Consider the following 18,261-nt stretch of genomic DNA (forward strand, 5'->3'; position numbering starts at 1 on the left):
GAACACGGCGTCAGGTCTGGGTCCAGAGCACGAACGTGAGCAGGTTGCCGTCGAGGTCCAGCGCGTGCAGCTCGCGCGTCCCGAAGTCGGTCGACGCGACGTGCGGGTGGGACGGATGCAGGACGCCCCGGGGCTCGAGCTCCGCGTGCAGGGCGTCGACGTCCCGGACCTGGATGCGGCAGCTGGCCGTCCCGGCGAGGAACGACTCCGCGCCGCTGCGGACCGGGCTGCCGGACGCGGCCGACCGGCTGGACCACGAGGCGTCGGATGCAGCCCAGAGCTGCAGGACGACGTCGTCCCGCGAGAGGATCGCGATGTCGTCGGAGAGGTGGCCGATGGTGAAGCCGAGACGCACTTCGTAGTCGGCCGCGGCGGTGCGGACGTCCTTCACGGGGAGCGCCGGCATCGCGTTGTGCAGGCCGGCAGCAGCATGGGCGGTCATCGACACAGCATGGCGCGGCGCGTGGTTCAGGCGCGCGCCAGGGTCGCCGCCATCGCCGGGTAGCTGCCGGCCGCCATCGACTCCGTCGCCTCCGACTCCGGGATCGTGTTCTCCATCGTGAGGGCCAGGACGTCTGCGCGTGACGCATCGAGGGTGATAGTCCAGCGCCAGTCGCCGCTGTAGTCGTATCCGACGGACAGCACGTCGCCGGACAAGGTCCCCTCCAGGACCTTCGGCTCCGGATGCTGGTGCCATGAGTCGCCCCAGAACGCGGTGACGGTCCCGTCGGCCGGGCCACGTCCCACCACGAGCAGCCCGGACTGCGCACCGTCGCGGGGATGGCCCCACGTGTACGCGACTTCGAGCAGGTTGCCGCCGGCGGCGACCGACACCCGCGCGCTCGCGACGGCGTCGTGCGGGGGGTCGTCCGGCATCAGCCGGAAGGCGTTCGTCCCGGCCCAGGTCCCGGCGCTGCGCGCGAGTTGCTCCATGTGCGCAAGCTACCGGGAGCACAGCCGGCGGCCGGGCCCGACCGGTTGCCCGCTAGGCCAGCTCGGCCCGCACGAACCAGAAGTCGTACAGGTGCCGGATCGCCGCGAAGAAGTCGTCGAGGTCGACCGGCTTGCGGAAGAACGCGTTCGCATGCCGCTCGTAGGCTGCCTGCCTGTCGGCCGGGGCCGCCGACGTCGTCAGGACGATCGTCGGGATCGTGCGCAGCCGCTCGTCGGCCTTGATGGTGGCGAGCAGCTCCAGCCCGCTCAGGCGCGGCATGTTGAGATCGAGCAGGATCAGGTGCGGACGGTCCGCGGCCGCGTCGTTGAGGAACGCCAGGGCCTCGTGCCCGTCGGCGACCGTGTGCAGGCGATACGGCTCGCCGAGATCCGCGAAAGCGAGCTCCAGGAGACGCCGGTCGGCCGCGTTGTCGTCGGCCGCGAGCACGAGCGGCGCAGTGCTCCCCCCTGCCCGGACGTCCGATGTCTGACCTGCCATGCGGTGTACGTTACCCCGGCCACTGCGACAGGGAGTCGCGCTGCCGGTGCAGCCGGGCGGCGAAGATGCCGATGGTCTTATGACGTGACGAGCCAGCGACTGTCCATCCGGCGTGCACTGCCCAGCGGCGCGACCCTGCCCGACGAGGAGTTCGCGCGACGCCATCGCCTCCTCACCATCGTGCTGTGGGCGCACGTTCCGGCGCTGTTCGCCTTCGGCCTGGTCCAAGGGGTCTCGCCGTGGCACTCGACCCTCGAGGCCGCGATCGTCGCGACACCTGCGGCGCTCGCGCAGTTCATCTTCACCTCGCGCAAGGAGTCCGCGGCGCTGGTCGCGGTCGGCCTCATCACCGCGTCGGCGATCACCGTCCACCTCGCTGACGGCCAGATCGAGGCGCACTTCCACTTCTTCGTGATGATCGTCGCGCTCACGCTCTACGAGGACTGGGTGGCGTTCGGCATCGCGGCGGCGTACGTCCTCGTCCACCACGGGCTGCTCGGGACGCTCAGCCCCGAGACGGTCTACAGCCACCAGGAGGCCATCGACCACCCCTGGCGCTGGGCGGCGATCCACGCCGGGTTCGTCGCGGCCGCCGGTGCGTTCGGCGTGATGTCGTGGCGCCTCAGCGAGGACGCCCGGGCGCGGCAGGCGGAGGCACTGACACGCACACTGGTCGCGGAGGCGGAGGCGAGCGCCACGGCGACGGACCTCGCCCGGTCCAACCGCGACCTCGAGCGCTTCGCCTACGTCGCCTCCCACGACCTCTCCGAGCCGCTGCGGACCATCTCCTCGTTCATGAAGCTGCTCGACCGCCGGTACGGGGCGGACCTCGACGACGAGGGCCGCGAGTACATCACCTGGGCGGTCGACGGCACCCAGCGCATGCAGGCGATGATCGACGACCTGCTGCGCTTCTCGCGCGCCGGCCGGCTGGAGCCCGAGCTGCGGCCGATCGACCTCGAGGCGCTGGTCGCGGACGTCGTGCTCGGGCTCCGCGCCCAGCTCGAGGACGCCGATGCGACGGTCGTCGTCGGGTCCCTGCCGAGGGTGTCGGCCGACGCCGCCCAGGTCGGGCAGGTCGTGCAGAACCTGATCGCGAACGCGGTCAAGTTCGCGGCCGACCGCCCGCCGGAGATCCACATCGACGGTGTCACGCGCGACGGCCGCGTCGACATCGCGGTCGAGGACAACGGCATCGGCATCGCGCCCGAGTACCGCGATCAGGTGTTCGAGATGTTCCAGCGCCTGCACAGCCGCGACGACTACCCCGGGTCGGGCATCGGGCTCTCGGTCTGCCAGCGTGTCGTCGAGCGCCACGGCGGCCAGATCCGGATCGAGACCCCGGACTCCGGCGTGGGCACGCGGTTCGTGTTCAGCCTCGCCGCGTCGGCCTGACGTGCGGCGCGCCGACAGCCCGGTGCCCTCGGCGTGTGGGAGCATCGGGCCCATGCAGGCGTGCGCACGTCAGACGCTAGAAGGGCCGCCGCTGTGCTGAGCCCCGACCGGTTCACGGGCGGCTGCCTCTGCGGCGACGTACGAGTCGTCGCGACGGGCCAGCCGTACCGGGTCGGCGTCTGCCACTGCCTGGACTGCCGCAAGCATCACGGCGCCCTCTTCCATGCGTCGGCGATCTTCCCGGAGGACGCCGTGACGGTCGAAGGCGAGGTCCGTGACTACGAGGGGCGAGCCTTCTGCCCCCGCTGCGGCTCGTCCGTCTTCGGGCGCAGCGCCGACGAGGTCGAGGTGTACCTCGGGACCCTCGACGCGCCGAGTCGGTTCACGCCCACCTACGAGAGCTGGACCGTGCGCCGTGAGTCCTGGCTCCCCGCGTTTCCGCTCGAGCGGCGGTACGACCGCAGCCGCACCGCCACCGGCCGGTCCTGATCTGCCCCGACGTCGCTTTAGCTGCAGCGCTTGGGCAGGCGCCGGTCGAACGGCAGCGTCGCCGTGAGCCGGCAGCCTCCCCGCGCCGAGATTCGCAGCGTTCCGGCGCCGGTCCCGCGCAGGCGGCGCCCGCGGCGCTCGAGCACCGTGAGCGCGGTGGCCGGGCGGTCCAGGCTGAAACGGAACCCCCAGGCGACGCCCGACCGTGCGGCGGTGGTGAACGTCCACGCGGCGGGGGCCTTGGGCGGCGGAGCGAAGAAGTCCCAGCGGCGTGCCGCGTCGAATCCCCGGTTGAACGTGTCCCACCAGTGGATCCCGCAGCCCAGCAGCTTGGTGGGCTTCAGGCCGGCGGCCTCGGACCGCGCGATGAACCGATCCGTTTCGTTGCGCACGAGCGTCTCGAGGAAGTAGAAGAGGGCCGGGCCCTCCAGCGCGGCGAGCGGCGGCGCGAACGCCGGCGAGCCCTGGGGACCCAGGCCCGTGAAGTCGGTCGGCGCGACATCGTCCCCCGCGCACGGTGCGGCGTTACCCGCGCTCACGAACAGGCGCGTGGCGGCCAGGTTGCCGAGCGTGAGCGACGGGTTGTGCCCGATCGCGTTGAAGCCGTCCGGCGGGCCGAAGATCTCCCGGTAGCGGAAGTCCGGGATCGCGAGCCCCAGGATCGACTGCGCGACGAGGTCGAGCTGCTGGTCGTCCTGCGGGCTGAGCACCCCTGAGAACGACGCGGCGGACCCGAAGTAGTCAGGCCGCTGCCCGGCCAGGTACATCGTGCCGTACCCGCCCATCGACAGGCCCGCGATCGCGTGCCAGCGGCGGCCGGGACGCACGCGATAGCGGGCCTCGATCGCGGGGATCAGCTCACGGAGGATGTAGCTCTCCCATCGGGGACCGCCTGGCCCGACCCAGTCGGAGTAGAAGCCGGCGACGCCACCCTGGGGCATGACGACGATGCCGGGGAAGTCCCTCGCACGCTTCCGGATCTCGCCGTAGCCGTCGGCGGCCCAGTGGTCGTAGGCCTGCGCTGCTCCGTGCAGGAGGTACAGCACGGGATAGCGCCCCCGTGGGTTCGCCGCGTACCCGTCCGGGAGCAGGACGTTCACCGCCAGGCTGTTGGCCCGCGGCGCCCCCCCGGGCGGCGGGGCGCCCAGCGCCACCCGCTTCGCGTCGACGAACCGGCTCGGGACGACAACCGTCTCCAGCGTGCCGGCCGCGGCGGCGCCCGTGCAGGCCAGCGACGACAGCACGACCCCCAGGACAACAAAGATCCCTCTCATCGCGCGAACGTAACCAGGCTGCACCGACCGGGTCAACGCGACGGCGCCCGTCGATCGCCCGCCGCTCCCGCGTAGCCCGGTCGACCGGCTCAGCCGCTCGCAGCAGCGTCCCGCTTGAGGCTCATGAGGCCCGCCTTGGCCGAGATGCCGTGGACGACGATCGAGACGAGCACGGTCGCCATGACGGTCCACAGCACCAGCTGCGCCTCGCCCGCGGCGAGCGTCCCCGTCCCCACGGCAGCAGCGACGTAGTAGACCGAGCCGAGGCCGCGGACACCGAAGAACGCGACGAACCGCCGCTCGGTGCCCGAGTCCAGGCACCAGTTCCCGAGCGTCGCCGCCGCCGCGACCGGTCGGACGACGAAGACGAGCAGCGCTCCCAGGAGCCAGCCCTTCCACCCCGGTACGCCCAGCCCGGAAAGGGTGAGCGAGCTGGCCACCAGGACGATCGTGCCGAGCTCGAGCAGCTGGACGATCCGCTGCGCCCCGGCGTGGAGCTCCTCGTGCTTGGCGTGGTCCTTCTCCCGCCGGCGGAACGCCAACCCCGCCGCGATCGCCGCCAGGAACCCGTACGAGCTGAGGACCTGGGCGACGCCGTAGACGGCGAGTGCGATGGCAACCGTGAGCCAGCCGTCGAGGTCGGCGTTGAGGCGCTCGCTGCTGCGGAGCGGGAGGACGACCCCGGCAGCGAGGTGCCCGAGCACCGCCCCCACCAGCAGGCCGACGACGAGCTTGTAGGCCACGTCGATCGCCAGCCACGATCCGATCCAGCCCGTCCCGCCGTCGGCGGCGATCGCCAGCCCGGCGATCAGGAACGGGAACGCCAGGCCGTCGTTGAAGGACGCCTCCGCGGTCAACGAGAAGCGCGCCTCGGGATCGTCCTCGCCCGGCGGCCCGACCCCGACGTCGCCGGCCAGCACCGGGTCGGTCGGGGCGAGCGCCGCCCCCAGCACGATCGCCGCGCCGAGCGAGAGGCCGAGCAGCCCCATGCCGAGCAGCGCGACGGCGGCCACGGTGAGCGGCATCGCGACGAGGAGCAGCAGCAGGACGCTGCGCCAGGCGACGAGGTTCAGGTCGCGGTCGATCTGCAGCCCCGTGGCGTAGAGCGTCACGACGACCGCGGCCTCGGCGACGTGCTCGATGACGGCGGTGTCCTCCTCGATGTCGATCCAGCCGACGTCGAGCCCGTCGATCGCCACCGCTGCGGCGAGCCCCAGCGCGACGTAGACCATCGCGCTCGACCACCAGCGGTCGTCCTCGTTCGCCCGCGCGAGGATGCCGATGCCGACGATCAGGCCGAGGGCGAGGAAACCGAGGGCGGCCGGCTCAGCCCAGGTCAAGCCGGGGCCAGCGGCAAGAAGGGCCGTGCTGAACGTCACCGTGGCCGCGTACCCCGCGGGCGTGGCCGGCACCCATCCCGGGCGTCTAGAGTCCGCCTCCCCCGACCGTCGCGAAAGTCCAGCCGATCGGCCATATGCGGGAAGCGCGATCTGACGTATCGTTTTGCACGGGTTTGCGCACGCACCGAGTTCCCCCGGGCTTGCGGGCGCAGAGATCATCTAGGGACGGAGTTTTGATGCGCGTCGGATTTTCGGTGGTCCTGTCGATGCTGGTCGTCGCGATCGGGGCGGCGCCGAGCCAGGCCGCCGGTCCGACGGCCATCGGTGCTGACAGCGCCGGAGTTGTCTACGCCGGGTTCGCCGGCGGCGGGCAGATCAAGCGGTACCAGGGCAACGACGGTGCCCCGCTGCCCAGCTGGGGCACGCCCGGGTCGGCCGCCGGGCAGATCGGCGGGGTCGTCGCACTCGACGCCGCGCCCGGCTCCGCCGGCAACATCTGGATCCTCGACACCAACCGGCGTGTGCAGGAGTTCTCCCGCACCGGGCAGTTCGTCCGCGGCATCCAGCTCGACGCCTGCGACAGCGGCGTGACGCCCGATCCGCTGACCCGCGGCGGGCTCGACGTGACCAACGACGACGTGTTCGTCGCCCACCCCTGCGCGAACAGCGTGCTGCGGCTGAACAAGAGCGACCTGCAGACCGTCAGCACCGGCTCGCTCAGCGCGCCCAAGGGCATCAGCGCACAGCTCTACCCCTCCGCGCCGGAACCGACCCGCCGGACCTACGTCGGCCAGCCGTCGCTCAACCGCGCGACCAAGCTGCAGCCGTCGCTGGCGACCGACGGCTCGGTCGGCACGACGGGGTCGCCCACCGACACGTTCATCGACGCGTTCGGCGTGCTGTTCGTGAGCGAGCGCACCGAGAACAAGGTCCGCCTGTACGACTCCAATGGCGGTGAGTTCCGGTGGATCGGCGGTACGGGGTCGGACATCGGCAAGCTCGACAACCCGACCGCGATCGACGTGTTCGAGCAGACCTCCGACCTCGCGGGCAACGTCTTCGTCGCCGACTACGCGAACAAGCGCATCCAGCGCTTCAACCCGTACGGCTACACCTTCTGGGCGGCCGCGGCGGACGACGCGGTCGGCGGTGGCGGCAGCAGCGCACCGGTCAACACCGACGTGCCGACCATCACCGGGACCCCGGTCAGCGGGTCGCCCGTGACCTGCTCCGACGGGACGTGGAGCAACTCCCCGACGAGCTTCACCTACACGTGGAGCCGCAACGGCACGCCGATCGCCGGGGCGACGGCCAGTCCGTACACGATCCAGAGCGCGGACGTGTCCCAGGCGCTCAGCTGCACGGTGACGGCGACAAACACGACCGGGTCCGGCCAGGCGACGTCGGCGCCGGTGACGCCGACCGCGGCAGCGCAGACCCCGGTCAACTCGGTGCCGCCGGCGATCACCGGCACGCCCTCGCCGAACAACACGCTCGCGTGCTCGACCGGGACGTGGTCCGACGACCCCACCGCCTACGCGTACCAGTGGCAGCTCGACGGCGCACCGATCAGCGGCGCGACGGCAGCCACCTACGCGGTCGCGGCCGGTGACGCCGGCCACACGGTGACCTGCAGCGTGACCGCGACCAACGCCACGGGCTCGGGGCAGGCGACATCCGCACCCGTGACGATCACGACGACAGCGTGCGCCAGCGGCCGGGTCGGTGTGACGATCAACAACGGCGCGCAGTTCACGAACGACCCCACCGTCACGATCACCGCGCATGAGCCGGCCGGCGTGTTCGGGATCTGGATCGCGGGCGACGGCGCCTTCGACATCGGCAACCACCCGTCGCAGGTGACGTGCACGGACACGTACCAGTGGTACTTCGCGGGCACCGGCAGCGAGCGCCTCCCGAAGACGATCTACGTCCGCTTCGGCGACAGCGAGATCAACTACACGGACGACATCATCGTCGACACGCGGCCGCCGTCGACCACGTCCGCCAGCCTGCGGGGCCGGATCCTGCGCGTCGCGGCCCGCGACGCGTCCGCGGGCGTCGGCCGCCTGCAGATCGCCGGGAAGAAGACCGGTCCGTTCAAGACCATCGCGTACAAGCGCGTGGTCCGCGTGAGCGGCGCCAAGGCCGCCCGCTGGGTTCGGGCCATCGACCGCGCCGGCAACTACAGCAGCTGGCGCCAGGTCCGCCAGGCACGCCAGGGGCGCTGACGGCCAGGTCGCTGATGCGGGCCCCCGGCACACCGCCGGGGGCCCGCATCCGCCGCGCTACTTGACCCCTGCGACGGGGGCCCGCGGCGCCCCGCCGGCGCTGGGTGCCTCCTCGGCGCGAAACTCCACGTCGATCGGGAACCCGTAGTTCAGGTCGAGCCACGGCTGGTGCTCGATCATGTCCTTGACCTTCACGGTCCCCTCTTCGACGAGGCCATCGACCGCGTCGTAGATGCGGTACCGCTGGAACTGCTTATGGATCGGCTGCGACTCGAGCTCGATCACCCGCACGTCGCCCGGCGCGAACCGGCACTGCTCCTGGACCGCCGCGAGCGTGTTGTGCCCGTGCCAGTGCGCGTCCCCGAAGTTCCAGCCGACCAGGACGCCGGACAGGAACTCGCCCTCGCGGACCGTGTACGCGTCGACGTCGCCACCCGGCGCCGCGTGCTTGAGGAGCCCGTTGAGGGCGCGGCCGTGCGGGTGCATCGAGCGGAACGCGCGGGCCTTGTCGAGGAACAGCTCGGCGGCGTCCGGGTCGTAGAGCGTCTCGAGCTGCTTGACGATGAGCGGCGAGGACTTCACGAGGGTCGAGTCGAGCTTGTCCTCGGCGGCCGTGTCCTTGCGGAAGAGCCACTGCGTAGTGGCCCAGTTGCCCGCGTAGTACCGCATCGCCGGCAGGAACGAGACCTGGTCAGGGCGCATGTTCCCCCAGATCGGGATCGCGACCCCGACCACGAGCAGGACCAGCAGCAGCGGCGTCGACTCGAGGGTGTTGAGCGGCACCGCCCCGTAGTGGTCGAAGAGGAACAGGATCCCGAAGATCATGAACAGGTTCCACTCGAGCGGCACCGCGATCGGCAGCGTCGAGGTGATGTGGATATGGAAGATGACCATCACGACGACGGCGATCTTGCCGACCGTCCCGCCGTAGGAGAACAGCAGCACGAGCGGGACGAAGAACTCGATCGCGAAGCCCGCGTGCGCCGAGTACTCGGCGACCTTGGAGGCGCGCAGGTCCTCGGGATAGTTCCGCCACAGCATCTTCTTCGCGGTCTTGGATCGCTGCCACGGGGTGTTGGCCACCATGACGGCCACGACCGAGCCGAAATGCCGTGTCAGCTTCGACGCGGCAGCGCCGAGCCAGATGCAGACGATCGCGATCTGCCAGCCGACGATCCAGTTGGCGGGGTCGAACAGGCAGACGAACAGCATCAGCCCGTAGACCTCCGGGCGGCCGCAGAGGAACGGCACCTGGTCACGCACGCCAAGCGCGGCCCAGACGACGAGCAGGATCACCAGGATGGTGGTGTCCAGGCGCAGGATGCCGGTGGCGTCGTCCGTGGTGCCGTTCGAGAACAGCAGGTACGCCGCGAGCCCGAGGACGCCGAGGTAGAGCGCGACGTCGACGATCGAGCGGCGGTTGCCCGGCGACCCGGCGAGCGGGTTCTGCGCCTGCCACGGCGGCACGCGGAGCGTCCCGGGGCGCGCCCAGTACCAGACGTTGCCCATCGGCGGGATGAAGCGGAAGCCGAGCGGACCGGTGCTGGACCCAAAGCCGAACATCTCGTAGAGGACCATGTAGCAGAGGGCCTTCTGGAAGACGATCGGCTCGGTCCACCAGTCGCCGACGTCACTCACGCCACCCAGGCCCTCGGTGCGGCCGATGATCAGGATGCCGACGAAGACGAACGCCGCCAGCTTCAGGAGGTACAGGACGTACAGCGCGGACGGGCTGCCGAACCCGTTGACCGCCCAGTCCTGCGCGATCGGTTTGATCCGCTCGAGCTCCGGCTTGTCGCGGCTCTGCAGGACGTTGTCAGGCGGCACGGCCGGATTGATGAATCCCATTCTGGATCTCCTGGTCTCCTGGGCGCCCCCGGGACGTCGCGCCCGTTTGGCGAACCCTAATCCGCGTGCCAGACGCCGGGCGTATGCCGAAGCGCCAAATCCACGCGGCGAACTTGGCCGCGCCCCCTGACAGCAGCGGGTCGCCGGCGGTCTAACGCAGGCCGTGCAGGAGCCGGACGAAGGTCCCCCGCAGGGTCTCCTTGCCGTAACCGTGCGATGGGGAGCCGGCGATCATCACCGACAGCGCGACACGGCGGTTGCCGCGGACGAGCAGGACGCTCTGGTGCTCGACGGCCCCGGTGCCGGAGCCCCAGCCGCCCTTGAAGTACAGCCGCCACCCCGCCGGGAGCGCGACGCGGCCGATGCCCCAGCGCTGCGCCGCCACGACCGTGGCCAACAGACGCATGCCGTACGCACGGTGCCGGGCGGGCATCAGCCGGTCGATCCGCAGGAAGAACCGGGTCTGGTCGGCCGGGGACGAGCGGCTCAGCCCCCACACCGGACGCTCCTCGAAGCGGCGCATGCCGAAGGCGCGGGACAGGCGCACGAGCGCGCCTTGCCCGAGCCGGTCCCGCAGCACGGTGGCGGTGACGTCGTCCGAGCGGCGGACCATCGGATCGAGCAGTCGCCGGTCGCCGGCGGTGAGCGGCCGGTCCGCAGCCCGTCGCAGCCAGCCGACGAGGAGCATCGCCTTGACCAGACTGGCCGACGGGGCTCGCGCGTATTCGCGGAGGCCGAGCGCCGCACCGCCGGAGGTACGGATGGAGATGCGCGTCGTGCCGGCCCGGTCGTCCGCGAAGGCGCTCGCGGCCCTCAGGTCCGGGCGCCAGGCCGCCGTCGCCGCGCTCGCTGTCGGGGGCGGCAGGACCGTTGCGGTCCCGGCGAGGGCGAGGAACGCGCCGATGGCCGCCGGCAACAGGCGTCGCCCGCGGGGTGCGCGCCGCGGGCGGTGCCCCTGCGCGGGTTCCCAGGGACTGCCGCACGTGTCGGCGTGAGCGAGCACGCGCGGATCCTACGTCAGGGTCCGTGGCCTCAGGCCGGCGTCGGTCGTCCGTCCGCTGCCCGTCCGGCCGACCACTGCCTGGACGTGGGTCTGCTTCACGTCCGCTTCACGCGCGTCGTCCTACGGTCGCGGCATGAACCGAATCTCTCTCGCACTGATCCTCACCGTCGTCGCCTTCGCCACCGGCGAGCAGGCGGCCGGCGCCACCGCGTGTGGTGTCACCAGCAAATGCGCAGGCCACGAGTTCTGGCCGGCGATCGACCGCAGCAACGTCCAGATCGCGGGCCCTGAGGGCGTCACCTTCTACGCCGCGCGGGACGCGAGCAGCGAGCTGCTCGGCTACCACGGCTCCGACACGCTCTACGGCGGTGACCAGGGCGACGTCCTCTGGGGCGACTACATCGGCGACGGCCAGCCGACCGGGCAGGTCGACAAGCTCTACGGCGGCGGCGGCAGCGACTTCCTGTACTCCTCGCACGGGCGGAACACGCTCGACGGCGGGCCGGGGAACGACGCCATCAAGGCGCGCTACGGCCGCGGGACGGTCAACTGCGGCCCCGGACGCGACATCGTCCACGTCCCGAGGTCGCGCAAGGCGAACTGGAAGTTCATCGGCTGCGAGAAGTTCGAGTACCGCAGCGAATCCGCGACCGGTCAGGGACTCAAGCCGCTGCCCTAGCGGGTCCGGGTGCGATGATCGGCAGGACTGCGGCCACACGTCGCCCGTCCACGACCGAAGGGGAAGTCCGGCGCATGAAGATCACGAAGGAGTACCTCGAGGGCTGGGGTTCCGCATGGAGCGATCCGCAGCGTCAGGGCCTGCTGGACTTCTACGCACCGGACGCGCGCTACCGCGACGTCGGCTCGGACCTCACCTGCGACGGGCACGATCAGCTGGCCCGGTTCCACGCGTTCATGCTCGTGTTCGCGCCGGACTCGGAGATCGTCTTCTTCGACGCGTACGGGAACGACGAGGGCTTCGCGGCGCTGTGGGACTGGAGCGGTACAGCGACCGCTTCGCTGCGGGTCAAGGACGAGCTGATCCCGGTCACCGGCGAGCGCTTCAGCGTCCGCGGCGTGGCGCACTGCACGCTGACCCCCGAAGGACTGCTCGCGTCCCATGCCGACTACTACGACATGTACGACGTCATCCGGCAGGTCCGCGTCACGAGCACCGCCGAGGCCGGTGCCTCGGCAGCACCGCGTCCCGCCGTCGACCTACCGGAAATGTGATCCTTGTGGACCGGCGTAGGTAAGGTCGCGCCATGAGCGATGCTTACGACGTGGTGGTGGTCGGTGGGGGCTCAGCTGGAGCCGTGATCGCGGCGCGCCTGTCGGAGGACCCGACGTGCCGCGTGGCCCTGCTCGAAGCCGGCGAGGCGCCGCCCGCGGCCGAGGTGATGCCGATCGCGTGCGCGTCGCTGCAGGCCAACCCGGAGACCGACTGGCAGTACACCGCCGACGCCGGCGGCGCAGGGCGCGGACTCCGCGACGGACGGATGATGGTCCCCCGAGGGAGGATGCTCGGCGGCTCTTCCGGCATCAACTACATGGCCTACGTCCGCGGGCACCCGGGCGACTTCGACGCCTGGGCCGACGGTGGCGCCACCGGCTGGGGCTACGACGACCTCGTGCCGTTCTTCCGCAAGAGCGAGGGCCTGCAGCCGAGCGGCGACATCGTCGTCGACTTCGACGCGCACAACACCGAGGGGCCGCTCGGCGTGTCGGTGCGCGGCCCGGTCCTCCCCGCGGCCCAGCAGTTCGTCGCGGCCACCGTCGCCGCCGGGATCCCGATGGGCGACTACAACGGCAGCGATCGCAACAACGCGGACGGCGTCACGTCACTGCTGCAGACCACAACCCGCGACGGCAGGCGAACGAGCACCTACCACGCGTTCCTCGAGGGCGAAGCCGAGCAGCGCGAGAACCTCGACGTGATCTGCGGCGCGCAGGCGACCAGGCTCGTTATCGAGGATGGGCCTGACGGCCTCCGCGCCACCGGGGTCGAGTACCGGACCGCGGCCGGCGAGACCGTGGTGATCCACGCGGCGAAGGACGTCGTGCTGAGCGCCGGCTCCGTCGGGTCGCCGCACCTCCTGCTCCTGTCGGGAGTCGGTCCCAGGGCCGAGCTCGAGGCCGCCGGGGTCCCGTGCCGGCTCGACGCGCCCGACGTCGGCAAGCACCTTCAGGACCACCTGCAGCTCGCGCTCATGTTCCCTGCACCCGGGCTCGGGCTGTCCATGACGGACGCCGCGATCTCGATGGGTCCCGACGCGCTCCGCGCCCCGGTGGGACCGCTGCCCGCCGATCCGGCCGACGACGCCGGCCTTCCCCCGGAGCTCGAAGCGCTCCGGGCCGAGGCCGAGCGGCGCGTCACCGAGTGGGCGACGACCGGTCGTGGCATGGCGTCCTCGTCGCTCTACGAGGCCTGCTCCTGGTACTCGACGGGCCTCGGCGACGAGCACACCCACGACGCGCAGCTCGGCTTCATGGTCTGCGGGTACAACCCCGACCTGTGGCGCGACCTGATGCGGATCGACGCGACGGAGTACTTCGCCGATCCCGAGGTGGCGATCGGGCCGGACGCCCAGAACGTGATCGTCCTGGCCAACCCCGTGAAGCCCCACAGCCGGGGCGAGATCGTGCTGACGAGCAGCGACCCGGCCACCGCGCCCGAGATCCGGATGAACTACTTCGGCGACCCGCACGACCTCGACGTCATGGTGGCGGTCGTGCGCAGGGCACTGGACGTCGTCGACCGCTGGCCCGATCCCGACGCGCTCGGTCCCCTGTTCGTGCCCCCGGCCCTCGCGGCCGAGCACGGTCACGCGCCCGGCGACACGTTGACCGACGAGCTGATCGTCGACATGGCCCGGCACTATGCGACGACCGTCTACCACCTGACCAGCACCTGCCGGATCGGGGACGTCGTCGACGCGCGCCTGCGGGTGCACGGCGTTGCCGGTCTGCGGGTCGCGGACGCGTCCGTGATGCCGGACGTCATCAGCGGGAACACCAACGCCCCGGCGATCATGATCGGCGAGAAGGCCGCCGAACTGCTCGCCGTCGACCACGGCTTCTCGCTCCGGGAGCACGTCGGCACACACTGACCGCCGCCCCCGGAGGCTCCACTCCGAGGCCTTCGGTCTGCCGTCCCGGCCTGTCTGTTGAGCCGCCGCGCGTCCCGCGGTCGCGCCGCGGCAAGCCGGTAGCCTGCGCGCGGCGGGGCGGTAGCTCAATGGTCAGAGCCGCGGACTCATAATCCGTCAGATCTAGGTTCGAATCCTAGCCGCCCTACCTCAAATCTCCAGTGTTCATCGGTAGTTTTGCGCGACTCGGCGTCGCGGACTACCGAATTGTTTTCTAGAATTGTTTTCTAGCGGGACAGCGCAATGGACCAAGGTGGCTCCGTTTCGCGAGTACTAGCGGCTCTCCGGCGAACGCGTACGGGGGCCGGAAACACCACCGGGGAACCGTATGAATCATCACCGCCGCAGCCTCTCGGGCACGCGATGAAGGCGAAGAACATCGTCGGTCACGTCGTGGTCAACGAGCGCGGCTCAGGTCGCGCGTACGTCGCGAACTACATGACGGCCTCCGGCAAGTCCACGCGGAAAGTTCTCGGCCAAGCCTGGGTAAAGGATTCCGGCCGGCGAACACCGCGCGGGGCGGTGATCTGGCGGGCAGCGCACGGTCCGTGTCCTGAGGGCTATGTAACGCCGAAGTCGGCCCAGGCACTCCTCAATGAGCTCCTTGCCCAAGAGCGGAGCCGGCCCCAGGCGAGCGTCATTAATCACGATCGTACGCTTCAGGACGCAGTCGACGCCTGGCTGCAGCACCGCACGCACGAGCGCCGTCTGAAGCCCTCGACGCTTGCCAGCTACAAGAACGACGCCGAGCGCTACATGCTCAAACCGCTCGGGGCCAAGACGCCTCTGAGACGCGTGACGCAGGAGCGCCTGGAGAAGCTGCAGTCCGAGCTGCTCATGCGCGACCTGTCCCCGCGCACCGTGCAGAAGGCGATGGTGCTACTGCACGGCGTCCTTGAGCTCGCAAAGCGCCGCGGCTGGATCCCCGTGAACCCGTGCGCGAATCTCGAGCGGGTGAAGGTCAAGCGTCGCCGCGACCTGCTCGTCCTGGATCCCGATCAGGTCTTCGCGGTTGCGACCGCCGCGGCGACCTCACAGACCGCGGTCGACAAGGACCGCCGCGAACTCTACGCGGCCCTGATCGTGTTCTCCGCGTTCTCCGGCCTGCGGATCGGCGAGGCGCGCGCACTGCGCTGGGAGGACATCGACTTCGCCGGCAGCCGCATCCAGGTCCGTCGAAGCCTTGCCGCCGGCACGCAGCAGGAGACGGCCCCGAAGTCGGGCCTGGCCCGCATGGTGCCGCTGATCCCGCACGCCGCCAAAGCGCTGGATGACCTGTCGCGGCGCCCGCTGCTCGTCGGCGCGACCGATCGCGTCTTCCCGACCGAGACCGGGGACGCGCTCCCGGAAGGCGCAGCGCGGATCGCCCTCTACGACGCCCTGGCCGGCGCCGGACTCGGGCACTTTCGCGAGCGGCAGATCCCGTTCCGCTGGCACGATCTACGCCACACGTTCGGCACCCTGGCGGCGGAGGCGTTCGCGATCCGCGACGTCATGGCCTACATGGGCCATGAGGACATCAGCACCACGCTGATCTACCTGCATCACGTCCCGCAGAACGACGCCGCCGACCGGCTCGGCGCCCTGATCGACCGCAAGCGCGCGCCACTGGGCGTCGCGGGGACTGAGCGCATCGGCCACGACGGAGTCTAGGCACCTGACCTACCCGGGCCTTCGACGCGTGCGCAGCCTGCGGCCGCGCGTTCGCTCATCAGGCATGAGCTCCAAAATTCTCGACGATGTCGACGACCCCCTGGTCTTCCCCCTTCTCACCGCGGCCGAGGTCGGACGCGACCTGCTCGGCGGCGTCCCCGCCAAGACGGTCCACCTGTACGCGCGCGAAGGCCGACTGCCCTGCGTCTGGATCGGGAAGCACCAGCGCTTCAACCGACCCAGCGTCGAACGGACCCTGAAGAGCCTGGCTCGCACCGGACGACGGCTGTAAGGGAGGTTCAGAGCGCGGGGCCGTGCGGCCCGTCTCAGCGGGACACTGCACGCGACCGACCCCAAGACCCCGCGGGGACTGGTTGCGTCGGCTGCGGAACCGCGGTGCGTTTCGGCCAGGCACCGGCCACCGGAACGTCGCCGCCAGCCGCGTCCCCACATGAGCGGCACGATCCGCGGGGTGCGGCACGGCGTCACCGGCCGCGATGCGCGCCGGCACACAGAGCGCTGACACCACGCGAGCGCTCACCGCTACTTCGGCTGGGTCGGCGCTGCGCCTCTCCGCCGCTCGGGTGGTCCTGACCCCAGGGCCGCGGATTGTGCGGCGGTGCCTCTCCCCCGCTCTCGCGTCGCGCGACTTCGACGTGTCCTCCGACAGGCTGTCACGGGCGCCGACCGCGCGGGCTCTGCGTCCCGTATGACGTCCCATCACCGGACCGGTCACCGGACGGGCCTTACGGGACGACGTCGATCCTGCCGGTCATCGCACGTCAAGGTCCATCGAAAATCGAAGGCATCGCACAACGTTCGAGTGTCGTGGCCGTGCCCCGAATGGGTCGCCCGGTCCATCACCCGAGGGTCGGGCTCGCGGGCGACGACACTGGAGGTCACTTCAGGGTGACGCGGACCGTCCGCCGTCAGCCGCTTGCGCACCCCGCCGTACCTGCCGGTCTTAGCCTTCGGGCGGCCGCGTGGCCGGCCAGTCGGTGCCTCAGGGCTCGGGATCGTGCGTGCTGCCGGCCGGCTCATCAGCGAACTCGACAAGCTCAGCAAGCGCCTCGCAGCGCGCCGCGTCGCGCTCTAGCGCTCGGTACACCGTCGATCGCCCGACGCTGAACAGCTCCGCGAGTTCGGATGTCGTGTGCTCGCCAGCGCGGTGCAGCTTGACCAGGTGCGCCTCTTGAGCACGAGAGAGCTTCGGCGGCTTTCCGCGGAGTCGCCCGCGCGCCTTGGCGAGCTTCATGCCTTCCCGCGTCCGGGCGCGGATCAGATCAGACTCGAATTCGGCGATCATCGCCAGCACGTTGAACAGCAGTCGGCCGACCGGGTCGCTCGGGTCGTGGACTGACCCACCGAGGGAAAGCTTCACCCCGCGCTCTGTTAGCTCCTGGACGATGTCGCGCGCGTCAGGCAGAGAACGGGCAAGCCGGTCCAACTTGGTGACGATCAGGGTGTCGCCCTCGCGGCATGCCGCCATCGCCTCCCGCAGGCCAGGCCGGTCACGGTTCGTGCCCGTCAGTCCATGGTCCATGTAGATCCGTGACGCCCCGAGCTCCGCGAGCGCGTTGCGCTGCACGGTCAGGTCCTGCTCGTCGGTCGACACGCGGGCGTAGCCGACACGGATGCCCGGCGCCGTGGCTGGCCCAGCACCGAAGCTCGACGGCAGCGGTCCGACCTCGCTATGTCCCACGGCTCACACCTGAATGCATCGGCTCGCCGCTGCAGGGTGGCAATAGTCTCCAGCGTGAGACGGTCCCGGCCGACGCGCCCGGACGCGCCCAACCGCGACAGCAGGCGCGAGGCTTCACCTCACTTCCCGTCGCCGTCGACCAACCAGCGGCCTCCGTGGCGAACGAGACGCGTAGGCAACTCATCGACGTTTCGCCACGCGGCGTCGAGCTCGGCTGGGAAGACAATGTCCGAGTCTGCGATCTCCGCCGTGTTCTTGCGGACGGTGGCGCGCCCGACTCGGATCTTGGCGACCGCTGCCCGCTGGTCATCCGGCATCGGACTCATGCCGGCAGCCATCGCCTCGGGGCAGCCGCGCCCGCTAGACGCGGGAGCGAGCTGTTCGCGGAAGCGCGCGGTGAACAACGCACACGCCGCCTCGGTGTCGCCGCTCGCCATCTCGCGCAAGGACCGCTCAAACACGGCAACGGGACCAGCGGAGTCGAGCTGGTCCGGACCAGCGCCGCAACCGGCGAGCGACACGGCGCACAGCAGCGCCGCACAACGCGGACGGCCGTAGGCCAGCCGTCGGCACAAAGCCGCCAGCCGCGGCGGCAACGGTGGCGCCTGCATCAGTCCGCGTGCGTTCGTCGAGCCCTGACGTTCGGCTTGCCGGTCGGCTGTTGGCACGGTGGCGAACTCCCGGATAGCTGTTTGCGCGTGACACGGTCTGCGTCGACGGCCAGCGCCTGGTGGCGCTGTGCGTC

At 70.8% G+C, this 18,261-nt stretch carries 17 protein-coding genes and 1 tRNA gene; 9 read left to right on the top strand and 9 right to left on the bottom strand.

Annotation, left to right across the window (positions count from 1 at the left end; genetic code table 11):
• Window positions 1-10: 10 nt before the first annotated feature.
• The 3 genes from DSM112329_RS13875 to DSM112329_RS13885 are packed head-to-tail and all read right to left on the bottom strand — an operon-like array spanning window position 11 to window position 1,432.
• Window positions 11-442, bottom strand: a complete 432-nt coding sequence (locus DSM112329_RS13875) for a VOC family protein (protein WP_354702420.1) — start codon at window positions 440-442, stop codon at window positions 11-13.
• 26 nt (window positions 443-468) lie between these two features.
• Complete coding sequence (locus DSM112329_RS13880; protein ID WP_354702421.1) at window positions 469-933, bottom strand: DUF1579 family protein; 465 nt, start codon at window positions 931-933, stop codon at window positions 469-471.
• Window positions 934-985: 52 nt separating this feature from the next.
• Window positions 986-1,432 (bottom strand): response regulator, encoded by a 447-nt coding sequence (locus tag DSM112329_RS13885; protein WP_354702422.1) that lies wholly within the window; start codon window positions 1,430-1,432, stop codon window positions 986-988.
• An 84-nt stretch (window positions 1,433-1,516) separates the two neighbouring features.
• Between DSM112329_RS13885 and DSM112329_RS13890 the strand changes: the two genes are divergently transcribed.
• Together DSM112329_RS13890 and DSM112329_RS13895 are read left to right on the top strand one after the other, a co-directional pair.
• Window positions 1,517-2,827, top strand: a complete 1,311-nt coding sequence (locus DSM112329_RS13890) for an ATP-binding protein (protein WP_354702423.1) — start codon at window positions 1,517-1,519, stop codon at window positions 2,825-2,827.
• Window positions 2,828-2,923: 96 nt separating this feature from the next.
• Window positions 2,924-3,316, top strand: coding sequence for a GFA family protein (locus tag DSM112329_RS13895; RefSeq protein WP_354702479.1), 393 nt, complete (start codon window positions 2,924-2,926; stop codon window positions 3,314-3,316).
• A 17-nt stretch (window positions 3,317-3,333) separates the two neighbouring features.
• Here the strand turns inward: DSM112329_RS13895 and DSM112329_RS13900 are convergent, their stop codons facing one another.
• The gene (locus DSM112329_RS13900; protein WP_354702424.1) at window positions 3,334-4,590 is read right to left on the bottom strand and encodes an alpha/beta hydrolase family protein; all 1,257 of its coding nucleotides are present in this window, start codon (window positions 4,588-4,590) and stop codon (window positions 3,334-3,336) included.
• Window positions 4,591-4,679: 89 nt separating this feature from the next.
• Window positions 4,680-5,930, bottom strand: a complete 1,251-nt coding sequence (locus tag DSM112329_RS13905) for a cation:proton antiporter (RefSeq protein ID WP_354702425.1) — start codon at window positions 5,928-5,930, stop codon at window positions 4,680-4,682.
• A gap of 236 nt (window positions 5,931-6,166) precedes the next feature.
• Here DSM112329_RS13905 and DSM112329_RS13910 point away from each other — a divergent pair, with 236 nt between their 5' ends.
• Window positions 6,167-8,161 carry a hypothetical protein gene (locus DSM112329_RS13910; RefSeq protein WP_354702426.1) on the top strand — a complete coding sequence of 665 codons (1,995 nt, stop codon included), beginning with the start codon at window positions 6,167-6,169 and terminating at the stop codon, window positions 8,159-8,161.
• A gap of 57 nt (window positions 8,162-8,218) precedes the next feature.
• On the opposite strand, the gene DSM112329_RS13915 is transcribed toward DSM112329_RS13910, so the two are convergent.
• Both DSM112329_RS13915 and DSM112329_RS13920 read right to left on the bottom strand, forming a co-directional pair.
• A complete protein-coding gene (locus tag DSM112329_RS13915) occupies window positions 8,219-10,009 on the bottom strand; it encodes a DUF3556 domain-containing protein (RefSeq protein ID WP_354702427.1) in 1,791 nt (596 codons plus the stop codon).
• 151 nt (window positions 10,010-10,160) lie between these two features.
• Complete coding sequence (locus DSM112329_RS13920) at window positions 10,161-11,012, bottom strand: serine hydrolase (protein ID WP_354702428.1); 852 nt, start codon at window positions 11,010-11,012, stop codon at window positions 10,161-10,163.
• Between the two features lie 133 nt (window positions 11,013-11,145).
• Between DSM112329_RS13920 and DSM112329_RS13925 the strand changes: the two genes are divergently transcribed.
• The 6 genes from DSM112329_RS13925 to DSM112329_RS13950 all read left to right on the top strand — a co-directional run bounded on the left by DSM112329_RS13925 (window position 11,146) and on the right by DSM112329_RS13950 (window position 16,106).
• The gene (locus DSM112329_RS13925; RefSeq protein ID WP_354702429.1) at window positions 11,146-11,691 is read left to right on the top strand and encodes a hypothetical protein; all 546 of its coding nucleotides are present in this window, start codon (window positions 11,146-11,148) and stop codon (window positions 11,689-11,691) included.
• A 74-nt stretch (window positions 11,692-11,765) separates the two neighbouring features.
• Entirely contained in the window at window positions 11,766-12,245 is a 480-nt protein-coding gene (locus tag DSM112329_RS13930; RefSeq protein WP_354702430.1) for a nuclear transport factor 2 family protein, read from the top strand.
• A gap of 32 nt (window positions 12,246-12,277) precedes the next feature.
• Entirely contained in the window at window positions 12,278-14,122 is a 1,845-nt protein-coding gene (locus DSM112329_RS13935) for a GMC family oxidoreductase N-terminal domain-containing protein (protein WP_354702431.1), read from the top strand.
• A 114-nt stretch (window positions 14,123-14,236) separates the two neighbouring features.
• Window positions 14,237-14,309: transfer RNA gene (locus DSM112329_RS13940), tRNA-Ile, on the top strand.
• A 215-nt stretch (window positions 14,310-14,524) separates the two neighbouring features.
• Complete coding sequence (locus DSM112329_RS13945) at window positions 14,525-15,814, top strand: site-specific integrase (RefSeq protein ID WP_354702432.1); 1,290 nt, start codon at window positions 14,525-14,527, stop codon at window positions 15,812-15,814.
• A 64-nt stretch (window positions 15,815-15,878) separates the two neighbouring features.
• Entirely contained in the window at window positions 15,879-16,106 is a 228-nt protein-coding gene (locus DSM112329_RS13950) for a helix-turn-helix domain-containing protein (protein WP_354702433.1), read from the top strand.
• Between the two features lie 711 nt (window positions 16,107-16,817).
• On the opposite strand, the gene DSM112329_RS13955 is transcribed toward DSM112329_RS13950, so the two are convergent.
• Window positions 16,818-17,450: a recombinase family protein gene (locus DSM112329_RS13955; protein ID WP_354702480.1), complete on the bottom strand. Its 633-nt coding sequence runs from the start codon at window positions 17,448-17,450 to the stop codon at window positions 16,818-16,820.
• 185 nt (window positions 17,451-17,635) lie between these two features.
• Complete coding sequence (locus tag DSM112329_RS13960; protein WP_354697162.1) at window positions 17,636-18,184, bottom strand: hypothetical protein; 549 nt, start codon at window positions 18,182-18,184, stop codon at window positions 17,636-17,638.
• Between the last annotated feature and the right edge of the window lie 77 nt (window positions 18,185-18,261).

Origin of the sequence: Paraconexibacter sp. AEG42_29 (assembly GCF_040581415.1) — a bacterium.
Lineage (GTDB): Bacteria > Actinomycetota > Thermoleophilia > Solirubrobacterales > Solirubrobacteraceae > Paraconexibacter.